Origin of the sequence: Pseudomonas sp. ArH3a (assembly GCF_022648765.1) — a bacterium.
Classification (GTDB): Bacteria; Pseudomonadota; Gammaproteobacteria; order Pseudomonadales; family Pseudomonadaceae; genus Aquipseudomonas.
Map to the genome: position 1 here is coordinate 143990 of NZ_CP080330.1, position 26146 is coordinate 170135.

Consider the following 26146-nt stretch of genomic DNA (forward strand, 5'->3'; position numbering starts at 1 on the left):
TTTGATCCTACCCGGTTATGCGAGCCAATCCAGCGTCAGGATCAAGCGGCGCTCATCGGCCTTGAGTGCTGGCGAACGGTGAATCAAACCATGACCTTCGTTGCCATGCCATTTGGTGCCCTTAAGCATCGCCACTTCGCCGCAGAGAATCTGCTCGATACGCTCAGTGGGTTCCGCGTCCGGCTGGGCCAGTTTGCGGCGGTCCATCACGCCTTCGCGCAGCCACTGGCTGCCGATGCCCGCGTAAGTAGTGATCAGCCGCACCGGCACGTGGTCAACGTGAAAACGCGGGCACATGGCCTTGTCCAGCAGCCGCAAACGCACGCCAATGCGCTTGGCGCCAAGCAAACAGGCAAACGCGCTGACCAGCCACGACACATCGGCGATAAAGCCGTCGTAGCCTTCAAGATCACGGCAACTGGACGCCAAACCCTGCAAGTTCGGCACTGCGTCCTCGGTATTGAGTTCAATCACCAAGGACTCAGCCAACGGCTCGTTAAGCGCCACCAGCAAAGCACCAAACTGGGCGATATGCAGGGGCAACTGGCGTTGCCAAACCGCGAGGTTCACGCCGTCATTGAGCACGTCAGCCAGCGCCAGCGGGGTTTCACCACGAGTCTGGCGGATCACCGGGCGCAGCGGGATAACCGGGGCCAGCATCAGGCGACCTCCTCGAACCAAGGGCCAAACGGGTCGGCCAACTGGCGCCAACCCTCGACGCCCAGGGCCATTTCTTCATCGGTGAGCAAGCAGGCGTCCAGCTCGGCACGCATCTGGGTGAAGTCGATGTTTTGCCCGATAAACACCAGCTCCTGGCGGCAATCGCCGGTGCTCAGCTGCCAGTTGCCCATGATCGCCGCCGCGCTTTCTTCGTCCTGGGGCCATTGGCTTTTCGGCACAAAGCGCCACCAGCGCCCGGCAAAACCATGGCGCATCAGGCCGCCGGCCTGAGACCAACTGCCCGCATCCTGATGCTTGCTCGCCAGCCAGAAAAACCCCTTGGAGCGCAGCAACTTGCCGTTCACCCACGGGCGGTCGATAAAGTCGAAAAAACGCTGTGGGTGAAACGGGCGGCGCGCGCGATAAGCCGTGGAGGCGATGCCGTATTCTTCGGTTTCCGGCACATGTTCACCGCGCAGTTCCCGCAACCAACCCGGCGCCTGGGCGGCACGTTCGAAGTCGAAGCGGCCAGTGTTGAGGATCTTGTTCAGCGGTACTTCGCCCATGACCATCGGGATGATTTGCGCCTGGGCGTTGAGGCGCTCGAGGATCGCCATTAATTCTTCGCGCTCGCGGCTGCTGATCAGATCGATCTTGCTGATCAGGATCACGTCGGCAAACTCGATCTGCTCGATCAGCAGGTCGGTGATCGAGCGTTCGTCCTCTTCACCCAAGGTTTCACCGCGTGAGGCCAGGCTTTCAGCGGCCTGATAATCGAGCAGGAAGTTCATGCCATCGACCACGGTGACCATAGTGTCCAGGCGCGCGACATCGGCCAGGCTTTGCTCGTTTTCATCGCGAAAGGTGAAGGTTTCGGCCACGGGCAACGGCTCGGAAATACCAGTGGATTCGATCAGCAGGTAATCAAACCGACCTTCCTTGGCGAGTTTTCCGACTTCTTCCAGCAAGTCTTCCCGCAAGGTGCAGCAGATGCAGCCGTTGCTCATCTCCACCAGTTTTTCTTCGGAGCGGTTAAGGGTGACGTCGCGCTGCACCTCGCTGCCGTCGATGTTGATTTCGCTCATGTCGTTGACGATCACCGCCACCCGCAGGTTGTCGCGGTTGCGCAGGACGTAGTTGAGCAGCGTGCTTTTACCGGCGCCGAGAAAACCGGACAACACAGTAACGGGGAGACGATTGGGCATCAGGTATTCCTCATCAGGGGTGGCCGGTCAAATCGCCCGTTTATGGCGTTCGCGCAGCTCTTCACGTTCTTTGGCTTCGATACTCAGGGTCGCGGTGGGGCGTAGCAGCAGGCGTTTCAGGCCGATGGGGTCGTCGGTTTCACGGCACCAGCCGTACTCACCACGGGCGAGCAATTCCAGGGCGTCGTCGATCTTGTCCAGCAGCTTCTTTTCACGCTCCAGCAGGCGCAGTTGCCATTGGCGCTGTTCTTCGGCGCTGCCCACATCCGCGGGGTCGCTGTTGGTTTCTTGCTCACGTAGCACCAGGAACTCGGCTTGGATGCGCGCCTGCAGTTCGTAGCGCTGGGTCAGCAGCAGTTCGCGGAAGAAACCTTGCTGGGCTTCATTCATGTAGTCGCAGGGCGGTTGCGCCAGCAGGTCTTGTTCAGTCATGGAGAGCGGTTCACGGGTCAGGCTGCGCTACGATGTTATAGTATAACAATGCTAATAAGCCAATCTCCCTTGCTCGTCACGACGAAGGGCGCAATGCTTGAACACTTTCTTGTCCCGAGAAGCCCTATGAAATACCTGGTGTGCGCACTGTTGTTGGCGGTGGCAGGACCGGCCTGCGCCCAAGCGCCGAGCCTGTTGGCAAACTGCACGCGCAGCGCCAACCTGCTGGCCTGTGTGGACCCGTTGGGCAATGCCTATAGCGTGGCGACTGTGGGCAGCACCACGTACTTGCGAGGTTTCGAGGTGATCGGCAAACGCTACTGGGCACAGACCAACAGCCGCTATGGGCAGCTGACGTTCTTTACCGGGTTGGCGTCCGATGGTGAGGCGTGGGTCGGCTATACGCGCCGCGTGGGCTGGACCACGATCAACCGGTTTTCCAGTTCAGGCGGCACCCGCGCGACGTTCACCTGCAGCCGTATGACCGGCTGTTAGACCTGGCCGTTCTTCTGCTCCTGAACCCAGGCCATGTAGCTGTTCATCGGCGGGTTCTTCTCGAAGTATTTTTTCAAGCCCTCGAACAGCCCATCCGCCACCGCCTGTTGATGGCGCGCCGTCACCAGCCGCTGGGCGTCCTGGGTGTTGGAGATAAACCCGGTCTCGACCAGGATCGACGGCACGTCCGGTGATTTGAGCACCGCGAAACCTGCTTGCTCCACGCGCTTCTGGTGCAGCGTGGTGATGCTTTGCAAGCTGCCCAACACCGAGCTGCCCAGTTGCAGGCTGGAGGCGATGGTGGCGTTCATCGACATGTCGAGAATCACCCCGGCCAGCATCGGGTCCTTGTCCTTGAGATTGAGCAACGTAGTGGCGCCCAGCAAATCCGCACCGTTTTCACGCTGCGCCATGAAGCGCGCGGTGGCGGAGGTGGCGCCGCCTTCAGACAACGCATACACCGACGCTCCGGATGCTGTGAGCCGTGGCGCGGCATCGGCGTGCACCGAAATAAACATATCGGCCTTGTGCTGACGAGCAATCTCCACGCGCTTGCGCAGCGGCACGAAGAAGTCGTCGTTGCGCACCAGTTTCACGTCAAAACCCTTCTCGCGCTTCAAACGTTTGGCCAGCAATTGGGCGATGGACAGCACCACGTCTTTCTCGCGCTGGCCCTTGGAGCCGATCGCGCCTGGGTCTTTGCCGCCGTGGCCGGGGTCGACCACCACGATGATGTCGCGCTTGGGATGGGCTTTATCCACCGGCGCAATCAAGGGCGGCGGTTCGGCGGCGATTTGGCGCGGCGCGTGGGTAGCGTTGGTCAGGTCGAGTACCAGGCGATGGCCTTGGCCATCCTGCGGCGGCAACAAGAAGCTGTTGAGCTGCATTGGCGCGGCCAGGTCCAGCACGATACGCGTATCACCTTTGCCGAAATGCCCGGAACGGATCGAGGTAATCCCGCTGTTTTTCAGCGCCAGCTGCGAGAAATCACCGCTGAGCCCGGCGCCGCTCAAGTCGATGATCAGGCGTTCCGGCGCGGTCAGGGAAAAGGTCTTGTATTGCACCGGGCCGCTGAGGTCGAACACCAGCCGCAGTTTGTCGTCGGAGCGCCACAGGCGCGCATTACGAATCTGTGTGGCGAAGGCCCCCAATGGAAAGGTGAACAGAGGGCTGACCAGCAGCAGGTTGAGGAGCTGACGTCTGTGCATGACATGTACCGCAAATAGAGGAGCGTCCCTGCTCGACATGACTGAAGAAAGGCTGGAACAGAAAAAGCATCGTCGACTCAATAGTTATAATATAACATGTCTTTTTATTTCCAACGATGGACCTGCTCATGAATGCGCTGACTCTGCCGGATATCGCCGCGCAGGCTTCACGCCAAGCCTTGCCGCTCGACTGGGTGGGCATGTGCGGCATCGCCTTGCCCATCCTCGTCGACGGCCAACGCCTGGCTGCCACTGCCGATGCGGGCGTCAGCCTGGACGACGGCGAGGCCCGTGGCATTCATATGTCACGCCTGTACCTGGCCCTGGAAATGCTCGACCAGCAGCTTCTTACGCCTGCACTTCTGCGTAATGTACTGCAGCGCTTTCTGGAGAGTCATGAAGGTTTATCTAAGAACGCGTACCTGCGAATTCACACGGATTTGCTGCTAAAACGTCCGGCGCTGGTCAGCCCATTAGCTGGCTGGAAAAGCTACCCGGTGTGCATCGAGGCGCGTCTGGAAAACCAGATGTTCCACGTGGAACTAAAAATTGACGTTACATACTCCTCAACCTGCCCCTGCTCCGCTGCGCTCGCCAGGCAATTGATTCAGCAGCAATTTGTTCAAGATTTCGCCAATACGCCGCTGCAACACGAAGACGTGCTGACCTGGCTCGGCAGCGCCAACGGCATCGTCGCCACACCCCACAGCCAACGCAGCAGCGCAGAGCTTTCCATCCAGTTGGACGCCAACCAGTCCACCTTGCCGCTCACCAACCTGATCGACGATGTCGAGGCCGCCCTCGGCACCGCCGTGCAAACCGCTGTGAAACGTGCGGACGAACAAGCCTTCGCCTTGGCCAACGGGCAGAACCTGATGTTCTGCGAAGACGCCGCCCGCCGCCTGAACCTCGCCTTGAAACGCTCGGATGCCGTCAAAGCCTTCCACCTGAAAGTGATCCATGCCGAAAGCCTGCACGCGCACGATGCCGTGGCTGAAAGCCGCTGGACGAGAGACTCTGCATGATCACCTGTAACGCTTTGCGTTGGGGCGCACCTGGGCAACCACTCACTCCAGCGCTGGATTTGACCCTGGAAAAAGGCAGCCTCACCGGCATCATCGGCGCCAACGGCACTGGCAAAAGCAGCCTGCTCAAAGTCATCGCAGGCCTGCAAAAACCGCTGGCGGGAAAAGTCAGCGTGGCGGTCCCACGCCGCGGTGGCCTGTCGTTCCTGCCACAGCAACAACACCTGGATCGGCAGTTCCCAATCAGCCTGCAGGCGTTGGTCGCCGCCGGTTTCTGGGGCACTCAGCTAACCCCGCCACAACGCAACGAACGCCTGCAAGCCGTCTTGGAGGATTGGTGCCTCAGTGGCCTGGAGCATCGCCCGTTGATGGCATTGTCCGGCGGCGAACTGCAACGCGCCCTGCTCGCCCGCATGAGCCTTGCCGAAGCGCCCGTGTTGTTGCTCGACGAACCCCACGCCGCCCTCGACGAAGACGGCCAGGCGCTGTGCTGGAAACACATCCACGCCTGGCACGATCAAGGCCGCACGATCATCGTCGTCTGTCACGACCTGGCATCGGTGCGCCATCACACCCAGCACGTGGTGCAGATCAAAAGCACTGGCTGCGTGTTCGGCCCCAGTAAAGAACTGATCCGCCCGCAACCTCACATGCAGGTGGCCTGATGCACTTCGCCGCCCACTTGTGGATGCCGTTCCTCGACTTCGTGTTTATGCGCCGTGCACTCATTGGCGGGCTGGTGCTCGCGTGCAGCACCGCGCCGCTGGGTGTGTTTCTGATCCTGCGGCGCATGAGCCTGATCGGTGACGCCGTGGCCCACGGCATCCTGCCTGGCGCCGCATTGGGCTTCTGGTTTGCTGGCCTCAGCCTGCCCGCGCTGACCATCGGCGGCCTCGGCGCGGGCCTGAGCATGGCCGGCTTGGCCGCGTGGATCACGCGCCGCACCGGCCTGCGCGAAGACGCCAGCCTCGCCGCCATCTACCCCATCTCGCTGGCCGCCGGTGTGCTGATCCTCGGCCTCGCCGGTAAGCGCCTGGACCTGCTGCACCTGCTATTCGGCTCAGCCCTGGCGGTGGATGAAACCACCCTCACCGGCATGCTTTGGGTCTCCGGTTTCAGCCTGATCGCCATGGCGCTGATCTACAAACCGCTGCTGCTGGACACCCTCGACCCGCTGTTCCTGCAAACCGTCAGCCGTCTCGGCCCGATCGCCCACGGGTTGTTCCTGACCTTGGTGGTGCTGAATCTGGTGATTGGTTTCCAGGCCATCGGCGCGTTGATGGTGGTGGGTTTGATGATGTTGCCGGCGATTGCTTCACGCTTCTGGAGCCGGCGCCTGCCGGTGTTGATCGCGGTATCGGCGGTGCTGGGATGCCTGTCGGTGTGGTTCGGTTTGTTGCTGTCGTTCTACTACTCGCTGCCCAGCGGCCCGGCCATCGTGCTGGTGGCTGGCGGTGGGTATTTGCTGTCCGTGATCTTCGGTCCGGTGCACGGCTTGCTGCGCCGCCCGCCTTTGCTTACATCCCAATGAGGTGTTTCCCGATGCGCGCTCTACTCGTGCTGTTCAGCCTGCTGCTGCCTTTGTCGATGGCCCAGGCCGCCGACAAGCTCCAAGTGGTTACCAGCTTCAGTATTCTCGATGACATCACCCACCAGATCGGTGGCGACCACATCCAGATCAGCAACATGGTTGGCCCGGACGCTGACGCCCACACCTACGAACCCACGCCGGATGACGCCAAAGCGCTGCTCAAGGCCAAGCTCATCATCAAGAACGGCCTGGGCTTTGAACCTTGGCTGGACCGCCTGGTAACCAGCACAGAAACCAAAGCCACGGTCGTGACCGCCAGCAAGGGCGTGATCTCCCACACCATGGACGAAGACGGCGAAACCATCCCCGACCCGCACGCCTGGCACAACTTGGCCAACGCCGAAATCTATGTGAATAACATCACCAAGGCACTGGTGACGGCCGACCCAAGCAACAAGGCGGACTACCTGCGCAACAGCCAAACCTACCTGAAAGAAATCTACCGCCTGCTGGCCGAAGCCAAGACCAAGTTCGGCGCGCTGCCACCGGGCAACCGTCGCATCGTCACCTCCCATGACGCCTTCGGTTACCTGGGCCAGGCTTATGGCATCCAGTTCCTGGCGCCCCAAGGTCTGTCGACTGAACGTGAGCCGTCGGCCGCCGAAGTCGCTGCGCTGATCACCCAGATCCGCAAGGACAAGGTCAAAGCCGTGTTCGTGGAAAACATCAAGGACTCGCGCCTGCTCAAGCAGATTGCTGACGAAAGCGGCGCACAGATCGGCGGCACGCTGTACTCCGACGCCCTTGCCGCCGAAGGCCCGGCCAGCACCTTCACCGGGCTGTTCGAGTACAACCTCAACACCCTGTGCGCCGCCCTGAGCAAGCCATGACCTTGAGCATGCCCGACCTGGAAGCGGCTGCCATCGGCAGCCGCTTCCCACTCGAACCGGTGCTCAACGCCCTGCCGTGGAACAGCGACGGCCTGATTGCTGCCATCGCCCAGCAGCACGGCAGCGGCGAAGTGTTGATGCTGGCCTGGATGAACCCACAGGCCCTCAGCGAAACCCTGGCCACCGGGCAGGTCTGCTACTGGTCGCGCTCGCGACGGCAGCTGTGGCGCAAAGGCGAACGCTCCGGCCACCGGCAACGACTGCTCGAGGCACGTTTGGACTGCGACGGCGACGCGGTACTGCTGATCGTCGACCAACAAGGCCCGGCCTGCCACACCGGCCGGCCGACCTGTTTCTACAACGCCATCGACGGCGCCTACGTTCATATCATCACCTCGCCCCTTAAAAAGGAGCCCACTGCATGATCCGCAAGAACCCTTCCGGCGATCTGCCGGTGATTGCCGAGTCGGCCTACGTCGACAAAACCGCGATCATCTGCGGCAAGGTCATCATCGGCGAGAACGTGTTTGTCGGCCCTTACGCGGTGATCCGTGCCGACGAAGTCGACGCCACCGGCGACATGGACCCGATCACCATCGGTGCCAATTCGAATATCCAGGACGGCGTGGTCATCCACTCCAAATCTGGCGCGGCGGTGACGATCGGTGAATTCACGTCCATCGCGCATCGCTCCATCGTCCACGGCCCGTGCACCGTTGGCGACCGCGTGTTTATCGGTTTCAACAGCGTGCTGTTCAACTGCGCCGTCGGCGATGGCTGCGTGGTGCGCCACAACTCAGTGGTCGATGGCCGCGACCTGCCCGCCGCCTTCTATGTGCCCTCCACCACCCGCATCGGGCCGAACACCGACCTGTCGCAATTCCCGCCGGTGAGTGTCAGCGCTTCGGAGTTTTCCGAAGACGTGGCGCGCACCAACGTCGACCTGGTGCGCGGTTACAAAGCCCTGCAAAACGAGTTCTGAACCATGAGCCGCCTGCTGATTCGCAATGCCCGCCTGGTGAATGAAGGCCGGGAGTTCGATGCCGATGTACTGGTCGCCAACGGCCGCATCGAGAAGATTGCCGCCAGCCTCGAAGGCTACAACGAACCGGTAGAAATCGACGCCCAGGGTCAATGGCTGCTGCCCGGCATGATCGATGACCAGGTGCACTTTCGCGAACCTGGCGCGCCCGACAAAGGCAGTTTCTACAGCGAGTCCCGCGCGGCGGTGGCCGGTGGCATTACCAGCTTCATGGACATGCCCAACACCAACCCCGCCACCCTGAACCTCCAAGCCCTGGCCGATAAGAAGCGAAAGGCCGCATTGAATTCGGTGGCCAACTACGGCTTTCACTTTGGCGTGAGCAACGACAACCTGGACACCGTCGCCGCCCTCGACCCGCGCGAAGTGGCCGGGGTCAAAGTGTTCATGGGCGCCTCCACCGGCAACATGCTGGTGGACGACCCGCGGATTCTGGAGCGGCTGTTTGCCGAAGTACCGACCATCCTCCTCGCCCACTGCGAACACACGCCGAGCATCCTGGCGAACGAGCAGCGCCTGCGTGAGCGCTTCGGCGAGCACATTCCCGCCGTCGCCCACCCGCTGATCCGCGATGCCGAAGCCTGTTATCGCTCATCGTCTTTTGCGGTGGAACTGGCCAAGCGTCACGGCACGCGTCTGCACGTGCTGCACCTGACCAGCGCCCGCGAGCTGGCCCTGTTCGAGGACAAACCCTTATCGGAAAAACGCATCACCGCCGAGGTCTGCCTGCACCACTTGCTGTTCGATGACCGCGACTATCACCGCCTCGGCCACCAGATCAAATGCAACCCGGCGATCAAGACCCGCGCCGACCGCGACGCCCTGCGCCTGGCCCTGCTGAGTGACCGTCTGGATGTGATTGGCAGTGATCATGCGCCGCATACCTGGGCGCAGAAACAGTTGGGCTATCGCGAAGCGCCGTCAGGCCTGCCGCTTGTGCAGCACGCGTTGCCGGCGTTGTTGGAGTTGGTGATCGACGGGCATTTGCCGCTGACCACGCTGGTGGCGAAGACCAGTCACCGTGTGGCCGACTTGTTCGCCATCCCGGACCGAGGTTATCTACGCGAAGGCTATTGGGCCGACTTGGTGCTGATCAAACCCGAGCCCGAAGGCAAACCCGTCAGCAGCCAACCGATCCTCGCGCGCTGCGGCTGGACGCCCTTTGCCGAGCGCAGCTTTCGCCACAGCGTCAGCACCACGCTGGTGTCCGGCCACCTGGCGTGGCACAACGGCCAGGTGGTCGACAGTTGCCAGGGGTTGCCCCTGCATTTTCTGGGTTAAGCGCGGGGTTTGACCGTACCGCAATCGTTGCCCAGCCACTGGGCGTGCGTGTCCAGGCTGCCCTTCTGCTGGATGCCGGTGGCATTGAAGGTGCCGTTAACGGTGGTGGTGAATTCCTGCTGGCTCCGGAAGGTCGCAACGCCAGTGCCTTGGGCTTTCGGACAACTGAAGCGGAATTTCCATTGGTTGCCGGTTTTGTCGGTCACTTCCTGTTTGCAGCCCGATTGAGGGTCGGTCAACGGGATCGAATCAGAAGCAACCTGGGCGGGCGTGAGGCACACCTGCACGCCTTTACCCGCCATGGTGATACCCTGTTTTTCGAGCATGGCGCGCTGTTCAGGCGTCATCTGTTGCTTGAGCTGACCGAGGATCAGCGACAGGTCCGGCAAGTCCTGGTTATCGACTTTCATATTGCTGGTGGTCAATTCCCACAAGCCCGGCGCCAGCATCTGCGCCTGAGCCGCCACGGGCAGCGTCAATCCAACAACCATGGCCAAACCAAGCAGACGAGCATTCATCGGGTAACTCCTGGGTAATTGTCGGCGTTAGACGCCGTAAAGTTGCCAGTGTTGCACGGCAAATAAAATAGCGACATTCACCGCTGTTCATGGTCTGTTAGGCACTGGATTGCCTGGAGTTACGTCGTTCATGGATTTTTTTGGCCCGCACCTGCTCGCCTACTTCATTGCCACGCTGCATTTTCTCGGGACTCTGGCCGCGATCCACGCCGTGCTGACCGTCAGGACCGCCCAAGGCTCTATCGCCTGGGCCTTGTCGCTGATGTTCATGCCCTACCTGACGCTGATCCCTTACCTGATCTTCGGCCGCAGCACCTTCGACGCGTACATCCAGGCCCGTCGCCAAGCCAACCAGGAAATGCACACCGCCATTACCGAGCTGAACTGGCGCCCTTGGGTCGAAGAAGCCCTGGCCGCGCGCAACTCCAGCGCCTACGCGTCCCTGCGCGCCATGCCCAAGCTGGGCCGCATGCCGTGCCTGGCCAACAATGAAGTGCGCTTGCTGATCAATGGCGAAGCCACGTTCAGCGCGATTTTCGAGGCGATTCGCAACGCCAAGACCGCCGTGCTGTTCCAGTTTTTCATCATTCATGACGACGATCTTGGCAGGCAGTTGCATGCCTTGCTGAAGGAAAAAGCTGCCGAAGGCGTAGATATTTACGTGCTCTACGACCGCATCGGCAGCCACGCCCTGCCCTACAGTTATGTGCAGTCGCTGCGCAACGCTGGGGTCAAAGTCAAAGCGTTCGCCACCCGCAGCGGTTGGCTCAATCGCTTTCAGGTCAACTTCCGCAACCACCGCAAGATCGTGGTGGTGGACGGCATCACCGGGTTTGTCGGTGGGCATAATGTCGGTGATGAGTACTTGGGCAAAAAGCCGCCGCTGGCACCGTGGCGCGATACCCATGTGCAGGTCACAGGCCCTGTAGTGGCATGCCTGCAGGAGTCGTTTGCCGAAGACTGGTTCTGGGCCGCACGAGAATTGCCGCCGCTGATCCTGCCGGACGCTTACCCCGAAGACGGTGTGCTCTGCCAGTTGCTCGCCAGTGGGCCGGCCGACCCGTATGAAACCTGCTCACTGTTTTTCGTCGAGGCCATTCACGCAGCGACCGAGCGGGTGTGGATCACCAGCCCGTATTTCGTGCCCGATGAAGCCGTGTTCGCGGCCCTGCGCCTGGCGGTGCTGCGCGGCGTGGATGTGCGCCTACTGCTGCCGTCGCGGCCGGACCACCGCATCGTCTATGCCGCTTCCAGCCTGTATGCGATCGAAGCGGTACGCGCCGGCGTGCGGGTGTTCCGCTACAAGCCGGGCTTCCTGCATCAGAAAGTGGTGTTGGTGGACAGCGAAATCAGCGCCATCGGCAGTGCGAACATGGACAACCGTTCGTTCCGGCTGAATTTTGAAGTGATGTTGCTGACGGTCGATGAAGCCTTTGCCAGCGAGGTGGAGCAGATGCTGCTGGATGACTTCGCCTTGGCCCATGAGGTCAGCCAGGAAGAAAGCCTTGAGACCCGCCGCCTGCAACATCTGGGCATGCGGGTAGCACGGCTTATTTCACCCATCCTCTGAACACAACAGAACAAACGTGGGAGCTGGCAAGCCAGCTCCCACGTTTTTTAGACCTTCGGTGTTCCTAAGTCAGCGGTAGATATCTTCCCGCGTCCACGGCAGTTCATGGCTGCCATCGGCATGCGGTTTTACCGCCAATATCTGGTGCAAATTGATCCAGCCCCGCGCAAACGCATACGCGCAACCCGCCAAATACAGCCGCCAGATGCGTAACGCTTGCTCCGGCACCCTCTTCGCCGCCGCTTCCAGGTTGTCTTCCAGGCGCTCGCTCCAATGGTCCAGCGTGCGCGCGTAGTGCAGGCGCAGGCTTTCGACGTCGACCACTTCCAGCCCGACCTCGCTGATTTCCGCCGTCATCATCGCCAGGTGCGGCAGCTCGCCGTTGGGGAACACATAACGCTCGATAAACTCCCCGGCGCCACGGCCAACTGGGCGGCCGTCGATGTGTTTAGCAGTAATGCCATGGTTCATCACCAGGCCGCCTTCACGCACTGCGCCAAACAGGACCTTGCAGTACTGCGCCAGGTTGGCGTGGCCGACGTGTTCAAACATGCCCACGCTCACCACTTTGTCGAAACGACCGTCTTGCGGCAGGTCGCGGTAGTCGAGCAGTTGCAGGTCCACCTGGCCTTCCAGGCCCTCGGCTTTGACCCGTTCCCGGGCCAACTCCAGTTGTTCCTTGCTCAGGGTGATGCCAAACACTTTGACCCCGAACTCACGCGCCGCAAACCGCGCCAGCCCGCCCCAACCGCAGCCTACGTCGAGCAAATACTCACCCGGCTGCAAGCGCAACTTGCGGCACAGATGGCGAAATTTGTCTTGTTGAGCTTGATCGATGGATTCGCTGCCGGTTTCGAAATAACCGCAGGAGTACGCCATGTCCTGGTCCAGCCACAGCTGGTAGAACTCGTTGGACAGGTCGTAATGGTAGGAAATGGCCGCTGCGTCAGTGGCCTTGTCGTGGATCGAGCGCACCGGACGACTCCCCTCGTCGTCATCAATCAGGGCGTGACTCAACTCGTCACACACCCGGATCACTTCGGTGATGGAGCCTTCCAGCTCCAATTTGCCCTCGACGAAGGCTTCGCCCAATGAGTCGAGCGTTGGATGGGTCAGACTGGACACAAACGTGGGGTCCTTCACCACGATGGTCACACTGGGCTCGGGGCCCAAGTTGAATTCATGGCCGTCCCAGAGTCGAAGACGTAGCGGTAGCTTAAGATTCTGTAAGGCCGGTGGAAGTTGCGCGAGCATGAGTAATCCCCCTTGTTTCAGACGTCTGGTTTGAGGGTAGACCATCCGAAGACAAAGTAGGAGGCTATCGAATTGATAGCGCTATTCTATAGGCCTCGTCGCTCGAGCAAACCGTCCTGGATCCACTGTTTCAGCCACGTAACCGCTTGCAGTGGCGCACCCTCTCCAGTAGTGACTGCCAACTCTGCGCACAGTTCTGAAAAACTCCAGCCAGTGGTCACCATTCCCGCCAACGCGCAGGCTTCGGCCGGCTCCAGGCTGCGGTAATGGCACACGTTCTGGTGACGCCACACCAGGCAAATCTGCGCCAATTCCAATGCCTGGCTGTCAGGGAAATCCGACTCATCTTTGCTGGCTCGCCAGATCGCCACGCTGTTGAAATGGCACAGCACCTGCTGCACCGACGGCGCCAGGGTGACCTGCAAACCCGGCCAGTCTTCGGGTGCCAATTGCGCCATGTCATTCAGGCTCAGCGGCTCGCCCTGCGGCGCGTCAAAGGCCAGGGTAAACGCCCACTCCAACCGCGCCAGCTCGGCCAGCGGCGCGCTTTGCTCAGCCACCAGATGCTCAACGAGAAACGCCGGGAACCGCTCGCCCAGCCATCGCAGGCTGTAATGGGCAGACGGATAACGCCGCACATAGGCGTGTGTCAGTAACGCGAATTCATCGTCCCCCAGCCAATACCAGATGGCGCCGAAGTCATGCCGCAACACTTCTTGCAGTCGGGCGACATAGGCGTTGTGATAAATCGCCAGGCCCGTGTCCACGTCCAGGGTCGGCCCGCCCAGCAAGGTGGCGGCAAAACAATGGTTGGCCACCGAGGTTTCACACAATAGATGCTGTTCAAAGGCCAGCTGCCAATCAATCAGGCGCATAACGCCCTCCTGGCCAACGCGGCAGCGCCCAGTTCACGGGCCTTGCTCAGCTCGGTGAGCAGCTCTTCGAAAGGTGGGAAATGGTCATCGCGCTCCAACAACGTCGACACAGGCCCCAACAGCTCCAGCGTTTGCTGATAAAGCGCCCACACCGGGTCGCAGACCGGATGGTCGTGGGTATCGACCACGTAATCGCCGTAATCCATATGCCCGGCCAAGTGCAGCTGGCGAATGCTTTCGGGCGGCAGGCTGCGGATAAAGGTCCAGGCGTCGAACCCGTGATTACGCGAGCTGACATACACATTGTTGACGTCCAGCAACAGCTGGCAGCCCGTGAGATGAGCCAAGGCATTGAGGAATTCCCACTCGGTGAATTCATCCGCCTTGGAGCGCACGTAGCTGGAGACATTTTCCAATACTAATGGGCGCTGTAACACGTCCTGCACTTGGCGCACGCGGCCGGCTACGTGATAAAGGCTTTCTTCGGTGTAAGGCAGTGGCAGCAAGTCGTGCAATTGGTGCGCACTGCCACGGCTCCAGCACAGGTGATCGGAAATCCACGCGGGCTGAATGCGCTCGGCGAGCTGTTTGATTTGTTTGAGGTAATCGATATCGAGGGCATGCGGCCCACCGATGGACAGGGACACACCGTGCATCACCAAGGGATAACGCTCGGCTATCGCGTCCAGGTAATACAAGGCTTTACCGCCCTGGACCAGATAATTCTCGGAGATCACTTCGAACCAATCCACGGCCGGCGATTGTTCAAGGATCTGCTGGTAGTACTCACTGCGTAAACCCAGGCCGTAACCCAGACTTGGAAGGGACGCGGACATGACTCACTCCAAGGCAAAGTGTCCGCAGCGGTGGGGGGGCATCCGCTGCGGGTGCACTTGGTTGCCGGTTATTCGCCGACGGTGCCGCCTTTCTGGTCGCACATGGCTTTGCTCATGGAGAGGAAGCCCTGGCCTTTGCAAGAACCCTGACCTTTGCACGCGTGGTCTTTGGTTTTGCAGTCGTTCTGGCCTTTGCAAGCGTTGACGCCATAGCAATGCACAGCGGTATCAGCGGCTTGAGCCTGAGTGGCAACACCAGCAAACATAGTAGCGGCGGCCATTGCGAGGGCGGCACCAGCAGCAGCGGATTTGATGTTCATCGTGTATTCCTCATGATCGGTAGTGGAGCCGGTCTGAACGGATTGTTCAGTCTCGACATACCACTAGAGTGAGGTCCCTTATCCGCGTTACAGCCGTGTGCAAATATTTCTAAAATTAATCGTCGAGCTTCAAAAGCGGCTCCTGAAAGCGCAGCAAACGCCCGGCGTTGCCCAGTACCAGCAAGGTGCTGAGGTTATGCAACACCGCCGCAATCATCGCGCCTGCGGCCCCCAGCCAGCCAAACGCGGCGAACACGACGATGGCCAAGGTCCAACCCAAACCGATGATCACGTTGACCTGCAACGTATGGCGGCACTGGCGACTCAAACGCACACAGGTGCCCAGGCGGCGCAGATCGCTACCGATCAACACCACATCCGCCGAAGCGAGTGCAATGTCCGCCCCGCCCGCGCCCATCGCCACGCCGACCACGCCCGCCTTGAGCGCCAGCGAGTCGTTGATACCGTCACCGACCACCATCGGGCGGAAGCCGCTGCTGATTTCCCCCAGCACGCGGTTGAGTTTGTCTTCCGGCAGCGCCTGGGCTTCGACGTCGCTGATGCCCACGTCCAGCGCCAGGCTGTCCGCCACGCTTTGACGGTCGCCGGTCAGCAGCAGTTGGCGGCCCAGGCCCAAGTCCCGCAGTTCTTGCAGTGCCTGACGCGCTTCCGGCTTGACGCTGTCAGCCAGCAACAGCCAGGCGAGAAATTGCCCGTTCAGTGCCAACCCGGCAATCGGCCCGTCATGGTTCGGGACTGCGGTAGTGGTAATACCCAGTTGCTCAAACAACTCCGGGCGCCCCAAGGCCGCTTCGCCCTGCTCGGTCTGCGCCACCACGCCAAGCCCCTGACGTTCGCGGATATCCGTGAGCCCCAGCATTTGTTCCTGCGTCGCCAACCCCGCCAGCGCACGGCTGACCGGGTGACTGCTGGCCGAACCCAGGCTGGCCGCCAGGTTCAGCAGCACCTGCCGATCCGGCGCCGTGGTTTCGACAGATTGCAGGCGCAGCGTGCCAAAAGTCAGCGTGCCGGTCTTATCCACAACCAACGACGTCAGGTCCGCCAGCTCTTCGAGGAACGCCGAGCTGCGAATCAAAATCCCGTGCCGCGCCGCCACCGCAATCCCGGCAATCGCCGTGGCCGGTGCCGACAGCACCAACGCACACGGGCACGCCGCCACCAGCACGGCGAGCATTGCCTGCGCGTCATTGGTCACAAACCAGGTCACCGCCGCCAGCAGCAACACCAGCACCATATAGCTGCCGGCGTAACGCTCAAGCAGCCGCGTGATCGGCGGCTTGGAACGCTCGGCGTTCTGCATCAGCGCGATAACCTTGCCCAAGGTCGATTCATTACCCGTGCGGGTCACTTCAAGGCGCAGCAAACCGTCGAGGTTGATCGCGCCACCAAACACCTGCACGCCGACACTGGCTTCCAGCGGCACCGACTCACCCGTAATGGGCGCCGTGTCCAGGCTCGCCTGGCCCGACAGCACCACGCCATCGGCGGGCACGCGGTCACCGGCACGCACTTCGACGATATCGCCCGTGTTCAGCGTGCCGTTATCCACTTCCACAATGCTGCCGTCAGCCTGCACCAAACGCGCGTGGCTGCGGGTCAGCTTGCCCAGCGCATGAATCGCTTCCTGGGAGCCGATGACGCTGCGCTCTTCCAGCACATGGCCGAAAATCATGATGATCGGCAGCAAGGCGGCGGTCAGCAGGTCGCCCGTGGCCCACGCGCCAATCATCGCCAGGGCGATCAACTGGTCGGTGATGCCATGCAGGCTCGGGTAACGCAGGCTGTACCAGGCCGAGCGCATCACCGGCACGGCCACCAGTAAGGAGGCGACGCCGAGCAGCAGTTGGCTCACACCGTTCTGGTCCGGCGCCAGCCAGCGCCACACCAACCCCAATACCAGCAAGCCCAACGCCAACATGGCCAGGGTCAATTGCCGGGCAGCACTGCGCTGCTCGGCGGACGTCAGCATAGGCGCGCTCATTGTTCGGCTCCCTGAATGATCAAACGGGAGTCGTCTTTAGGATCGACCGTGGTCACGGAACCGGCCTGGCCGAGAATCTTCGGCAGGCGCTCGCGGTACAGCCGTAGCATCAAGCCCGGGTCTTTGACCTGGGCCAGGCTTGCGACGGTGGCGGTTTGCGCCTGGGCATTGGCCAGGCGCTCACTGGCCTGGGCGTGGGCGACTTGCACCACGCGGTCGGCCTCTTGGTTGGCGGTTTGGGTGAGTTTTTCCGCGTCGGTACGCGCATTGGCCACGGCTTTGTCGGCTTGCTGGCTGGCAGTCAGCACTGCGTTGAATGCATTCACCGCCGGGCCCGGCAGGCTCGATTGCACATCGACACGGGTCACTTCGATGCCCAGTCCCAAACCGGTGGAAGCCAACTCCGCCAGACGCTTATTGATGCCTTGCACCAGATCACCACGCAGCCGCTCACGGCGCTCGGCGGCGCCATTATCGCTGCCGATCAATTCCGGGCGCGCCACCAGAATCGTGTCCAGATCGCGCGCGGCCGTCAGGGCCACGGCGCTGCGCGTCACCAGGCGGTCCAACGCCGGCAGCACATGCTCGCCTTGCAACACAAACGCGTAGGGTTCGGTGACCTTGTAGAACACCCGCACATCCAGCTGCACCACCCCGGCATCGCCGGTCAGCAGGTAGCCGGAGCCGGCCAGTGCGTCGCTCAACGGCGTGGCAAAACTGGCCACGCGGTCGGCCTGCGTTGCCGCGTCGGAGCGCAGAAGGTTCTCCACGCGACGTTCGATCACGCGGTCCGCCGCCGGCAACAGCACCACGTGCTCGAACGGCTGCGGCCACGCCAGCAACAGCCCGGCATTTTGAATACGGTCCAGCGCGCCGAAGTGCAACACCACCGCACGGTTCTGCGGGTCGATCTGGCGCACATTGGAAAACGCCCAGGCCAACGCCGCCAACACGGTCACCGCGTACAGCGCCAGGAAAGTCAGGCGCCCAGCCTGGATCCATGGGCTGTCCGGGCTGTCACGCTCACTCATGGTTGAACATCCTTCGGCCCATCGACCAGCGCGCGGAACGGCGCAGCGTCGGTGCGCAGGATGATCTTGGTGCCCGGCGTCACCACCGTGCCCAAAGTGTCCAGCGAGCGCAGCAAGTTATACAGCTGCGGATTACCGGCGTAGGCACGCCCATAAATCTGTGCGGCTTCGACCCGCGACTGCGCCTCGATGTCGGCGGCTTTCACGGTGGCATCAGCCTGCACGATGCGCGCATCACGCTCGGCGGCGGAGCGAATCTGCGCCGCTTCACGTTTGCCCACGGCCGTGCGCTCGGTGGCGATGGTTTCGCGCTCGGCACGCATGCGGTCGACGGTGGCGGTGAGCGTCACCGACGGCAGCGTCAGGCGCTCGACACCGACTTGCACCACGCGCACGCCATAAGTGGTGAGCAATTGTTGATCAATCTGCTGGCGCAACTGCGCCTCGAAATCAGTGATGCGCACTTGGCTGGCGTCGGTGTTGATCAGGCTGGACAGGTCGAAACTCGCGGCGGTGGTTTCCAGCGCCGAGCCGACGAACGTGCGAATCTGCCGCGCCGCTTCATCCGGCTGGTTCTGCACCGCACGCATAAAGCGCTGCACATTGTCGGCATCACCCTGCACCTGCCACGCCACATAGGCTTGCACGATGATGCGCAGGCCATCGCGAGTGCCCACATCCTGCAAACCGCTGGAGGTGGTGCGCAAGCGCAGGTCCACCGGGATCGCCGCTTCGAACGGCGCCGGCCAGCGCCAGCCCAGGCCCGGTTCCAGCAGCACCCGCGACGGGTTGCCGAACCGCGTAATCACCGTGGCTTCGCCGGAACGCACCTGCACCAGGCTGGCGGCTGCTACCGCAAACAGCACCAGCAACACCGCCCAGGCCATGCGTCGCCAAGGGAACGGGCCAGCCGCTTGCTCATCACCGTGGTGGTGATGGTGGTGGCCGTGATGATGACCGTGATCGTGAGAATGAGCGCTCAACAGACAGACTCCTTATTGAACGGCTTTACGCGGCGCCATCGGGTCGGCCGGCAAAGTAAAAGAACGCAGATCAATCGTCGGTGCGCCATCGGCGCCCAGGCGGTGATCCAGAATAAGCAGCTTGGCGTGGGCCAAGCCTTGGCTGAGTTGGCCGAGGTACTGTTCCAGCACGAAGGCCTGGCCTGCAGCGGCGTAGGCCTTTTGCTCAGCGGTAAAACGCAGGTCGGCCGCTTGGGCACCGGCATTCACTTCGCGCGCGGTGGCCAACGCCTGATCGCGCGCGGTGCTGGCTTGCAGCAAGGCTTGGTTGGTCTGTTCGCTGGCGGCGCCGCGCTCGCGGGAGATCAGCGCCTGGGCGCCGATCTGGGCAGCCTGCACGGCGTGGTAGGCATTGGCGGCGCCGGCCGGTGGGTGAATCGCTTCCACCACCGTGGCTAAAATTTCTACGCCACTGTTGAGTTTCTGCAAATCCGCCTGCACCGAGCGGCCGATTTCATCGGCCAGTTGGGTGCGTTGCTCACCGAGCAATTCGTCGAGGGTGCGCGAGGCAAAATCGTGAACCAGGATACGGCTGGCGGTGCTGCGGATCAGCGTCGGCACATCCGCGCTGTTATAGGTGGCGGCCAGCGCGGCCTGATCAGTCAGGCCAATGCGGTAGACGAAACGCACGTCCATATTGACGATCTGGAAGCTCTGCTTGTCGCCGCTGCTGCTGGCAATTACCTGGGCTTTGTCATTCACATGGCTGGCGTCCCACAGCCGGTTGGCGATCAGTGGCGCCGGGCCTTCAGCAGAAACCAGCTCAGGTGGGGAGCCGTCGCTGACGCTGGTGGCCAGTTCATGCACCACGCCATTTTCGATGTTGATGACGCGGCCCAACGGCCAGGGCAACCCGGCATGCAAGCCAGGGCCGAACACTTCCACCGGTTTGCCGAAGCGCTCATAAATCCCACGGCCTTGCAGGGGCACTTCATGCACACCGGTCAGCGCCCAGCCGACCGCCGATACGACCAGCAACACCGGCAGGAAAGCCCTGCGCATGTAGGTAAACGCCCAGATCTGGCGCAGGTCGATGCCGAAGCGGTTGTGCAATTCGTGCTGCAACGCCAGCAAGGGTCGTGGCGGCCAGCGCAGCAAGTCGGCGATAAAACTTTGCGCCATCAAGCGCGGTTCGAGGCGCGGCTGGCGTGGGCTGAACAGCGACAGTACGGCCCTGAGCAAAAACTCCACGGCGACCAGCCCGGGCAGCAGGCCGATCAGCACGGCCAGGCGCAATGGCCAAACAGATTCCGCGCCGGCAAACAGCAGGCAGATCGCACTGACCACCAAACAGGCAATCGCCACCCGGCTCAACTGCGCCAGCTGTGACGCCTCCGGCCATTGCGCGGCAGTTTCCTGAGCCAGGCGGCGCTCGAACACCAACAAACCAAAGGCCAATGCCAGCCCCAACGCGGCGCCAATACTCGCCGATTGCCCTACGGCTGCAGCGGGCAGCGCCAGGTTCCAGAACTCGATAATGCTGACCAACGCCAGCAACGACCAGCCGCTCAACCACAACACCGGCGCGCCAATCTGCGCCAGCAGGCCGCGGCCAAAACGTGCGACAAATCGCGCGTACCAGCCGGCGTCTTCAACGGGCGGTTCGATCAACTCAACCGTCGGTTCTTCCAGCGCCTGGGCCCGCCAATCGGCGACCCACCATGCCGACTGCAGGCCCGCCACCAACACCCACAAGGCCGACGCGCAGTTGATCAGCACCACCGGCCAGATTGACAGCGGCGCAAACAGGGCGACAAACAACGCCAGCACCCAACCGGAAACGGCCAGCGCCGTCAGGCTGATACCGGCCTGGCGCAATCGACGGGCATGAAACAGCCCCTGCTGAAAACGCGGCAGGCCTTCCACCGAAGCGCCGTCAGCCTCTAGATCCACTTGCATCCACTCAACGCCCGCTCGCACACAATTCGTTACGATATAACACGCAGCGTGAAATTTTTGTTCGAAAACACCACAAACCCCCTGTGGCAGCGGGCTTGCTCGCGATGGCGGTCTGCCGCTTATCGATGTTTAGTCTGATACACCGCTATCGTGGGCAAGCCCGCTCCCATATTTGCCCTTCATTGCATTCGAGATCGTGACTAACCCCCCAGAAACACGAGCCATCACTGGTGTAAGCACGGATAAATCGGCACACTCCAAACAGTTTTTCGCGGGTCCATGGACTAGGAAGCGTCACCTCTCATGATTTCGATCTATCAGCTCAAGCCGCGTTTTCAAAACCTGCTGCGCCCTCTGGTGCAACGTCTCTACGACAACGGCACCACTGCCAACCAGATCACCGTGCTGGCTGGCTTGGTTTCCTTGTTGGTCGGCTTGCTGATCGCAGGCTTTGCCCAACACCTCTGGCTGTTTGCGCTGATCCCGCTGTGGATGATCCTGCGCATGGCCCTCAACGCCATTGACGGCATGCTCGCCCGCGAATTCGGCCAGCAGTCGTGCCTGGGCGCCTACCTCAATGAACTGTGCGACGTGATCGCCGACAGCGCGCTGATCCTGCCCTTTGCATTAATCCCCGGCGTGAGCCTGGCGCCGGTGCTGCTGGTCACGTTGCTGGCGGTGTTCAGCGAATACGCTGGTGTGCTCGGGCCAATGGTCGGTGCGTCGCGGCGCTACGACGGCCCGATGGGCAAGAGTGATCGCGCGTTTGTACTCGGCGTGTTGGCCACCGGCGTGGCCTTGGGCTGGCTCGGCGCGGGTTGGGTCGACACGGTGATGTGGCTGGTTGCCGCCCTGCTCGCCTACACCTTGGTCAACCGTGTACGCCAAGGCCTTAAAGAAACGACGTCCCCTTCTGCATAAGGAATTTGCGATGCGCGAACAGCAAGAGCACAGCTTCAGTACCCACGATGGCGTCGAGCTTTTCTACCGGCACTGGCCGGCCACCGCGCCGCTTGGCGATGAGCCGCGCAAGGCGATCCTACTGTTCCATCGCGGCCACGAGCATTCGGGGCGTATTGCCCACTTGGTCGATGAACTCGACCTGCCGCAGTTCGACTTCTTCGCCTGGGACGCTCGTGGCCACGGTCAATCCCCCGGCGCACGCGGTGACAGCCCCAGCTTCGCCACCAGTGCCCGCGACGTGCAGACCTTTCGCGACCACATCGGCGCCACTTACGGCATTGAAGAAGAAAATAGCGCAGTGATCGCCCAAAGCGTCGGCGCAGTGATCGCGGCCACGTGGGTGCACGATTACGCGCCGAAAATCCGCGCGTTGGTGCTCGCCTCCCCGGCCTTCAAGGTCAAGCTCTACGTGCCGTTCGCACGGCCGGGCCTGGCGTTGATGCGCAAGTTTCGCGGCAACTTTTTCGTCAACAGCTACGTCAAGGCCAAGTTCCTCAGCCATGACCCTGAACGCGTGGCGTCCTACGACAGCGACCCGCTGATCACCAAGGCGATTTCGGTGAATGTGCTGCTTGGCCTGTACGAAGCCGCCGACCGCGTTGTAGCCGATGCCCAGGCGATCCAGGTACCGACCCAACTGCTGATCTCCGGCTCCGACTTTGTGGTGCACCGCAAACCCCAGCAGCAATTTTTCGACCGCCTCGGCAGCCTGAAAAAAGAACTGCACATCCTGCCCGGCTTCTTCCACGACACCCTCGGCGAGCGCGACCGCGCCGTGGCCGTGAGCAGCGCCAAGCGCTTTATCCTGCAGAACTTTGCGCACCCGCTGGACCGTGCCGCCCTGCTCGACGCCGACAAACTCGGCGCCACCTGCGCCGAGTCCGAATCCCTCGCCGCGCCGCTGCCGCGCAATTCCCTGCGCGACCTGTACTGGCGCATGACCCGCGCCAGCATGGGCCTGGGCAAGAACTTGTCGGACGGGGTGAAGCTGGGCTTCGACACCGGCTTCGACTCCGGCAGCACCCTCGATTATGTGTACCGCAACACTCCCACCGGCAAGGGCGGGTTGGGGCGGATGATCGACACCAACTACCTCAACTCCATCGGCTGGCGCGGCATTCGCCAGCGCAAGTTGAACGTCGAAGAACTGCTGCGCCTGGCCATGGCCAAGTTGCGCAGCGATGATCGCGAAGTGCGCATTGTCGACATCGCTGCGGGCCACGGCCGCTACATTCTGGAAGCCTTGCAGGGTGTGTCGCCGTTGCCGGAATCGATCCTGCTGCGCGACTACAGCGACATCAACGTGCGTGACGGTAGCGCATTGATTCGTGAGAAAGGCCTGGGGGATATCGCCCAGTTCGTCAAAGGTGATGCTTTTGATCGCGCGGACCTGGCGGCGCTCGACCCCAAGCCGACGTTGGCGGTGGTGTCCGGCCTGTATGAATTGTTTGCCGACAACGCCATGGTCGGTGGCTCGTTGGCCGGCCTTGCCGAAGCCGTGGAGCCCGGCGGTTATCTGGTCTACACCGGCCAGCCGTGGCACCCGCAACTGGAACTGATCGCCCGCGCGTTGACCAGCCACCGCCAGGGCCAGGCCTGGGTGATGCGCCGACGCAGCCAGGCGGAGATGGATCAACTGGTCGAGGCGGCAGGCTTTCGCAAGATCACCCAGCGTGTGGATGAGTGGGGCATTTTCACCGTGTCCCTGGCACAGAAGATCTGAGCATGCGCGAACCCGGTTTATTGAAACCTGCAGTCCTGTGGCTGTTGCTGTTGGCACCGCTGTTTTTCAGCACCTACGGCTTCGCCACTTGGGTCACCAGCCAGCGCAGCGACGTCGGCACGCTGGTGTTCGGCTGGGAAACCCATATGCCGTTCTGGGCCTGGACCATCGTGCCCTACTGGTCCATCGACCTGCTCTACGGCTTCTCCCTGCTGCTGCCCAATAGCCGCCATGAACTGAAACAACACGCGTTGCGCCTGCTGACGGCCCAGGTGATTGCCGTGAGCTGCTTCCTGATCTGGCCGCTGCGCTTCACGTTTGAACGGCCGGAGCTGGATGGCGTGTTCGGCTGGCTGTTTGCCGTGCTGGCGGGCTTCGACAAGCCGTTCAATCAGGCGCCATCGCTGCACATCGCATTGCTGGTGATCCTGTGGATCATGTACCAACGCCACAGCCAAGGCGTTTGGCGCTGGGTGGTCCACGGTTGGTTCGCGTTGATCGGTATTTCGGTGCTGACCACTTATCAACATCACTTTATCGACTTACCCACAGGCGCGCTCGCCGGCTGGGTTAGCGTGTGGCTGTGGCCGTTGGAACACCCGAGCCCGCTGCTGAATGCGCGGCTTACGCGGGATAGAAAACGCTGGCGGCTAGGCGTGCGCTACGGCCTGGGCGCCTTGGCCTTGGTGATTCTCGCGTTGGTGCTCGGCGGTGGGTGGCTGTGGCTGCTGTGGCCAGCGGTTTCCCTGGGGTTGGTCAAGGCCAATTACTTCGTACTCGGCGCGCCGGGCTTTCAGAAACGCGCCGACGGCACCCTGACGCCTGCCGCGCGCTGGCTGTATGCGCCCTACTTGGCGGCGGCGTGGGTCAACTCGCGCCTGTGGACACGTAAACATCCACAGCCGGACCTGGTTGTGGATAACGTTTGGCTTGGGCGAATCCCTACGGTGGGTGAGCAAGGTTCATTCAAGGCCATCGTCGATCTGTGCGCCGAATTGCCGATTAATCCACAGGGCCGCTCTTATGAATGCGTCCCCGTGCTGGACCTGATCGCGCCGACACCCGCCGAATGCCTGCAAGCCGCCCAGGCCATTGAACGCCTGCGCGCAAGCGGGCCGTTATTGGTGTGTTGCGCCCTCGGCTATTCACGCAGCGCCACGGCCGTCGCCGCGTGGCTGCTGCACAGCGGGCGCGCGGCAACGGTGGATGAGGCACTGGCTGTTATTCGTACAGCGCGCGCCAACGTGGTCCTGCATCCCGCTCACCGTGAAGCTCTGGAGGGTTTAGCCCATGCCCGCTGATATGGAACTCCAAGTGGTTGCCAGCCTGCTGCGTCGCGGCCGCTCGCTGGATCAGTTATCCACAGGCCTGACGCTGCTCGGCGTGTTATTCGGCCTGGCCCAACTGCTGTTGGCGAGTATTTCGCCGATCTGCCTGCTGCTCAGCCTGTGGATGATTACCCTCGGGCTGCTGCAAAAGTACTGGGCGCTGCGGGTAGCCTTCGATGCGGATCTATTCGCCCTGCTGGCGCGTGACACCGAGCGCACCCCGGACCTCGATCAAGCCCTGCAAACCCTTGGCTTGCAATCGGCCAAACGCGTCGGCCGGCCTTGGATCGAACGCCGTCGCGGCGCCCTCAAACTGCTGCGCAAGCAAGCCTGGCTCTTGGGCGCGCAAGTATTGCTGACCCTGGCCGTGATCCTCGCCAGCCCTTGGCTACCTTTCGCCGGATAAGGAATCCCCATGTTCGAACCCGTGGTTGCCACCCTGATTACCTCAATGGCCCGCACCGTGACCGGCGCCCGCAGCCTGTGGCTGGGTTGCGCGCCGGTGCCGGTGCAACGCATCTATTTTGCCAACCACAGCAGCCACGGCGACTTTGTGCTGGTGTGGGCGTCGTTGCCACAGAACCTGCGCAAATTCACGCGCCCGGTGGCCGGCAGCGACTACTGGAACAAAAGCGCGCTGCGCCGCTACATCATCAACCGCGTGTTCAACGGCGTGCTGATCGATCGCGAACGCAAAGACCCTGTGGATAACCCTTTGCAGCCCATGCTCGCCGCGCTGGAAGGCGGTGACTCGTTGATCATCTTCCCCGAGGGCACGCGCAATCTCGAAGACGGCTTGCTGCCCTTCAAGAGCGGCTTGTATCACCTGGCAAAAAGTTACCCACAGGCCGAACTGATCCCGGTGTGGATCGCCAACCTCAACCGGGTCATGCCCAAGGGCCGGGTCTTGCCGCTGCCTTTGTTGTGCACCACGAGCTTCGGCGCGCCGCTGCAATTGGAAGACGACGAAGACAAATCCGCCTTCCTCGCCCGCACCCGCGACGCCCTGCTCGCCCTTGCCCCGGAGCATGTCTGA

27 protein-coding genes are annotated in these 26146 nt (G+C 61.9%); 14 read left to right on the top strand and 13 right to left on the bottom strand.

Annotated features, from left to right (window positions below; genetic code table 11):
• Positions 1-15: 15 nt before the first annotated feature.
• The 3 genes from K0P33_RS00625 to dksA are packed head-to-tail and all read right to left on the bottom strand — an operon-like array spanning position 16 to position 2297.
• Positions 16-660, bottom strand: a complete 645-nt coding sequence (locus K0P33_RS00625; protein WP_242153560.1) for a DUF1826 domain-containing protein — start codon at positions 658-660, stop codon at positions 16-18.
• Positions 660-1865, bottom strand: a complete 1206-nt coding sequence (gene zigA, locus K0P33_RS00630) for a zinc metallochaperone GTPase ZigA (protein WP_094949022.1) — start codon at positions 1863-1865, stop codon at positions 660-662. Before zigA ends, K0P33_RS00625 begins: the two co-directional genes overlap by 1 nt.
• Positions 1866-1892: 27 nt before the next feature.
• Entirely contained in the window at positions 1893-2297 is a 405-nt protein-coding gene (gene dksA / locus K0P33_RS00635; RefSeq protein ID WP_242153563.1) for an RNA polymerase-binding protein DksA, read from the bottom strand.
• A 126-nt stretch (positions 2298-2423) separates the two neighbouring features.
• On the opposite strand from dksA, the gene K0P33_RS00640 reads away from it, so the two are divergent.
• On the top strand, positions 2424-2792 hold the full coding sequence (locus K0P33_RS00640; RefSeq protein ID WP_094949024.1) for a glutamine synthetase: 369 nt from the start codon (positions 2424-2426) through the stop codon (positions 2790-2792).
• Here the strand turns inward: K0P33_RS00640 and K0P33_RS00645 are convergent.
• Complete coding sequence (locus tag K0P33_RS00645; RefSeq protein WP_242153564.1) at positions 2789-4000, bottom strand: N-acetylmuramoyl-L-alanine amidase; 1212 nt, start codon at positions 3998-4000, stop codon at positions 2789-2791. The two genes, K0P33_RS00640 and K0P33_RS00645, sit on opposite strands and share 4 nt — an antisense overlap.
• A gap of 128 nt (positions 4001-4128) precedes the next feature.
• On the opposite strand from K0P33_RS00645, the gene folE2 reads away from it, so the two are divergent.
• Genes folE2 through K0P33_RS00680 form a run of 7 tightly spaced genes read left to right on the top strand, consistent with a single transcriptional unit; the run spans position 4129 to position 9769 of the window.
• Entirely contained in the window at positions 4129-5025 is an 897-nt protein-coding gene (gene folE2, locus K0P33_RS00650; RefSeq protein WP_094949025.1) for a GTP cyclohydrolase FolE2, read from the top strand.
• Positions 5022-5690: an ATP-binding cassette domain-containing protein gene (locus K0P33_RS00655; RefSeq protein ID WP_242153565.1), complete on the top strand. Its 669-nt coding sequence runs from the start codon at positions 5022-5024 to the stop codon at positions 5688-5690. The genes folE2 and K0P33_RS00655 overlap by 4 nt, the downstream gene beginning before the upstream one ends.
• Entirely contained in the window at positions 5690-6556 is an 867-nt protein-coding gene (locus tag K0P33_RS00660) for a metal ABC transporter permease (RefSeq protein ID WP_094949027.1), read from the top strand. The genes K0P33_RS00655 and K0P33_RS00660 overlap by 1 nt, the downstream gene beginning before the upstream one ends.
• Positions 6557-6567: 11 nt before the next feature.
• On the top strand, positions 6568-7446 hold the full coding sequence (locus K0P33_RS00665; protein WP_242153567.1) for a metal ABC transporter substrate-binding protein: 879 nt from the start codon (positions 6568-6570) through the stop codon (positions 7444-7446).
• Positions 7443-7871: a phosphoribosyl-AMP cyclohydrolase gene (gene hisI / locus K0P33_RS00670; protein ID WP_242153569.1), complete on the top strand. Its 429-nt coding sequence runs from the start codon at positions 7443-7445 to the stop codon at positions 7869-7871. The genes K0P33_RS00665 and hisI overlap by 4 nt, the downstream gene beginning before the upstream one ends.
• Positions 7868-8428, top strand: coding sequence for a DapH/DapD/GlmU-related protein (locus K0P33_RS00675; protein ID WP_017135756.1), 561 nt, complete (start codon positions 7868-7870; stop codon positions 8426-8428). The genes hisI and K0P33_RS00675 overlap by 4 nt, the downstream gene beginning before the upstream one ends.
• Positions 8429-8431: 3 nt before the next feature.
• Positions 8432-9769, top strand: a complete 1338-nt coding sequence (locus K0P33_RS00680) for a dihydroorotase (RefSeq protein ID WP_242153571.1) — start codon at positions 8432-8434, stop codon at positions 9767-9769.
• Here K0P33_RS00680 and K0P33_RS00685 read toward each other — a convergent pair.
• The gene (locus tag K0P33_RS00685; RefSeq protein WP_094949031.1) at positions 9766-10287 is read right to left on the bottom strand and encodes a DUF3617 domain-containing protein; all 522 of its coding nucleotides are present in this window, start codon (positions 10285-10287) and stop codon (positions 9766-9768) included. The genes K0P33_RS00680 and K0P33_RS00685 overlap by 4 nt on opposite strands.
• 130 nt (positions 10288-10417) lie before the next feature.
• On the opposite strand from K0P33_RS00685, the gene cls reads away from it, so the two are divergent.
• Positions 10418-11857 carry a cardiolipin synthase gene (gene cls / locus K0P33_RS00690; RefSeq protein ID WP_242153573.1) on the top strand — a complete coding sequence of 480 codons (1440 nt, stop codon included), beginning with the start codon at positions 10418-10420 and terminating at the stop codon, positions 11855-11857.
• 69 nt (positions 11858-11926) lie between these two features.
• Here cls and cfaB read toward each other — a convergent pair whose 3' ends face one another.
• The 8 genes from cfaB to K0P33_RS00730 form a co-directional block, all read right to left on the bottom strand.
• Entirely contained in the window at positions 11927-13111 is a 1185-nt protein-coding gene (gene cfaB / locus K0P33_RS00695) for a C17 cyclopropane fatty acid synthase CfaB (protein WP_094949033.1), read from the bottom strand.
• An 86-nt stretch (positions 13112-13197) separates the two neighbouring features.
• Positions 13198-13986 carry a DNA-binding domain-containing protein gene (locus K0P33_RS00700; RefSeq protein ID WP_094949034.1) on the bottom strand — a complete coding sequence of 263 codons (789 nt, stop codon included), beginning with the start codon at positions 13984-13986 and terminating at the stop codon, positions 13198-13200.
• Positions 13977-14822, bottom strand: coding sequence for a DUF692 domain-containing protein (locus tag K0P33_RS00705; RefSeq protein ID WP_094949035.1), 846 nt, complete (start codon positions 14820-14822; stop codon positions 13977-13979). The genes K0P33_RS00700 and K0P33_RS00705 overlap by 10 nt, the downstream gene beginning before the upstream one ends.
• Positions 14823-14890: 68 nt before the next feature.
• Entirely contained in the window at positions 14891-15142 is a 252-nt protein-coding gene (locus tag K0P33_RS00710) for a hypothetical protein (RefSeq protein ID WP_094949036.1), read from the bottom strand.
• A 115-nt stretch (positions 15143-15257) separates the two neighbouring features.
• A complete protein-coding gene (locus K0P33_RS00715) occupies positions 15258-17144 on the bottom strand; it encodes a cation-translocating P-type ATPase (RefSeq protein WP_094949037.1) in 1887 nt (628 codons plus the stop codon).
• Positions 17141-18175, bottom strand: coding sequence for a protease modulator HflK (locus K0P33_RS00720; RefSeq protein WP_242153575.1), 1035 nt, complete (start codon positions 18173-18175; stop codon positions 17141-17143). The genes K0P33_RS00715 and K0P33_RS00720 overlap by 4 nt, the downstream gene beginning before the upstream one ends.
• A complete protein-coding gene (locus K0P33_RS00725; RefSeq protein WP_242156156.1) occupies positions 18172-19161 on the bottom strand; it encodes a protease modulator HflC in 990 nt (329 codons plus the stop codon). Before K0P33_RS00725 ends, K0P33_RS00720 begins: the two co-directional genes overlap by 4 nt.
• A gap of 9 nt (positions 19162-19170) precedes the next feature.
• Positions 19171-21096 (bottom strand): protease modulator HflK, encoded by a 1926-nt coding sequence (locus K0P33_RS00730; protein WP_242153578.1) that lies wholly within the window; start codon positions 21094-21096, stop codon positions 19171-19173.
• Between the two features lie 303 nt (positions 21097-21399).
• Here K0P33_RS00730 and K0P33_RS00735 point away from each other — a divergent pair, with 303 nt between their 5' ends.
• From K0P33_RS00735 to K0P33_RS00755, 5 genes are read left to right on the top strand one after another with little or no spacing between them, the layout of a single operon-like run.
• Complete coding sequence (locus tag K0P33_RS00735; protein WP_242153580.1) at positions 21400-22017, top strand: CDP-alcohol phosphatidyltransferase family protein; 618 nt, start codon at positions 21400-21402, stop codon at positions 22015-22017.
• A 10-nt stretch (positions 22018-22027) separates the two neighbouring features.
• On the top strand, positions 22028-23782 hold the full coding sequence (locus K0P33_RS00740) for a bifunctional alpha/beta hydrolase/class I SAM-dependent methyltransferase (RefSeq protein ID WP_242153581.1): 1755 nt from the start codon (positions 22028-22030) through the stop codon (positions 23780-23782).
• Positions 23783-23784: 2 nt separating this feature from the next.
• Positions 23785-25083, top strand: a complete 1299-nt coding sequence (locus tag K0P33_RS00745; protein ID WP_242153583.1) for a phosphatase PAP2/dual specificity phosphatase family protein — start codon at positions 23785-23787, stop codon at positions 25081-25083.
• The gene (locus K0P33_RS00750) at positions 25073-25516 is read left to right on the top strand and encodes a hypothetical protein (RefSeq protein WP_094949044.1); all 444 of its coding nucleotides are present in this window, start codon (positions 25073-25075) and stop codon (positions 25514-25516) included. Before K0P33_RS00745 ends, K0P33_RS00750 begins: the two co-directional genes overlap by 11 nt.
• 9 nt (positions 25517-25525) lie before the next feature.
• On the top strand, positions 25526-26146 hold the full coding sequence (locus K0P33_RS00755) for a lysophospholipid acyltransferase family protein (RefSeq protein ID WP_094949045.1): 621 nt from the start codon (positions 25526-25528) through the stop codon (positions 26144-26146).

Coding starts and splice junctions, on each gene's coding strand:
- K0P33_RS00755 (WP_094949045.1), top strand. CDS start 25,526: ATGTTCGAACCCGTGGTTGCCACCCTGATTACCTCAATGGCCCGCACC.
- cls (WP_242153573.1), top strand. CDS start 10,418: ATGGATTTTTTTGGCCCGCACCTGCTCGCCTACTTCATTGCCACGCTG.
- K0P33_RS00700 (WP_094949034.1), bottom strand. CDS start 13,986: ATGCGCCTGATTGATTGGCAGCTGGCCTTTGAACAGCATCTATTGTGT.
- K0P33_RS00680 (WP_242153571.1), top strand. CDS start 8,432: ATGAGCCGCCTGCTGATTCGCAATGCCCGCCTGGTGAATGAAGGCCGG.
- cfaB (WP_094949033.1), bottom strand. CDS start 13,111: ATGCTCGCGCAACTTCCACCGGCCTTACAGAATCTTAAGCTACCGCTA.
- K0P33_RS00750 (WP_094949044.1), top strand. CDS start 25,073: ATGCCCGCTGATATGGAACTCCAAGTGGTTGCCAGCCTGCTGCGTCGC.
- K0P33_RS00740 (WP_242153581.1), top strand. CDS start 22,028: ATGCGCGAACAGCAAGAGCACAGCTTCAGTACCCACGATGGCGTCGAG.
- dksA (WP_242153563.1), bottom strand. CDS start 2,297: ATGACTGAACAAGACCTGCTGGCGCAACCGCCCTGCGACTACATGAAT.
- zigA (WP_094949022.1), bottom strand. CDS start 1,865: ATGCCCAATCGTCTCCCCGTTACTGTGTTGTCCGGTTTTCTCGGCGCC.
- hisI (WP_242153569.1), top strand. CDS start 7,443: ATGACCTTGAGCATGCCCGACCTGGAAGCGGCTGCCATCGGCAGCCGC.
- K0P33_RS00745 (WP_242153583.1), top strand. CDS start 23,785: ATGCGCGAACCCGGTTTATTGAAACCTGCAGTCCTGTGGCTGTTGCTG.
- K0P33_RS00735 (WP_242153580.1), top strand. CDS start 21,400: ATGATTTCGATCTATCAGCTCAAGCCGCGTTTTCAAAACCTGCTGCGC.
- K0P33_RS00720 (WP_242153575.1), bottom strand. CDS start 18,175: ATGAGTGAGCGTGACAGCCCGGACAGCCCATGGATCCAGGCTGGGCGC.
- K0P33_RS00640 (WP_094949024.1), top strand. CDS start 2,424: ATGAAATACCTGGTGTGCGCACTGTTGTTGGCGGTGGCAGGACCGGCC.
- K0P33_RS00655 (WP_242153565.1), top strand. CDS start 5,022: ATGATCACCTGTAACGCTTTGCGTTGGGGCGCACCTGGGCAACCACTC.
- K0P33_RS00675 (WP_017135756.1), top strand. CDS start 7,868: ATGATCCGCAAGAACCCTTCCGGCGATCTGCCGGTGATTGCCGAGTCG.
- K0P33_RS00705 (WP_094949035.1), bottom strand. CDS start 14,822: ATGTCCGCGTCCCTTCCAAGTCTGGGTTACGGCCTGGGTTTACGCAGT.
- K0P33_RS00660 (WP_094949027.1), top strand. CDS start 5,690: ATGCACTTCGCCGCCCACTTGTGGATGCCGTTCCTCGACTTCGTGTTT.
- folE2 (WP_094949025.1), top strand. CDS start 4,129: ATGAATGCGCTGACTCTGCCGGATATCGCCGCGCAGGCTTCACGCCAA.
- K0P33_RS00685 (WP_094949031.1), bottom strand. CDS start 10,287: ATGAATGCTCGTCTGCTTGGTTTGGCCATGGTTGTTGGATTGACGCTG.
- K0P33_RS00665 (WP_242153567.1), top strand. CDS start 6,568: ATGCGCGCTCTACTCGTGCTGTTCAGCCTGCTGCTGCCTTTGTCGATG.
- K0P33_RS00730 (WP_242153578.1), bottom strand. CDS start 21,096: ATGCAAGTGGATCTAGAGGCTGACGGCGCTTCGGTGGAAGGCCTGCCG.
- K0P33_RS00710 (WP_094949036.1), bottom strand. CDS start 15,142: ATGAACATCAAATCCGCTGCTGCTGGTGCCGCCCTCGCAATGGCCGCC.
- K0P33_RS00715 (WP_094949037.1), bottom strand. CDS start 17,144: ATGAGCGCGCCTATGCTGACGTCCGCCGAGCAGCGCAGTGCTGCCCGG.
- K0P33_RS00625 (WP_242153560.1), bottom strand. CDS start 660: ATGCTGGCCCCGGTTATCCCGCTGCGCCCGGTGATCCGCCAGACTCGT.
- K0P33_RS00645 (WP_242153564.1), bottom strand. CDS start 4,000: ATGCACAGACGTCAGCTCCTCAACCTGCTGCTGGTCAGCCCTCTGTTC.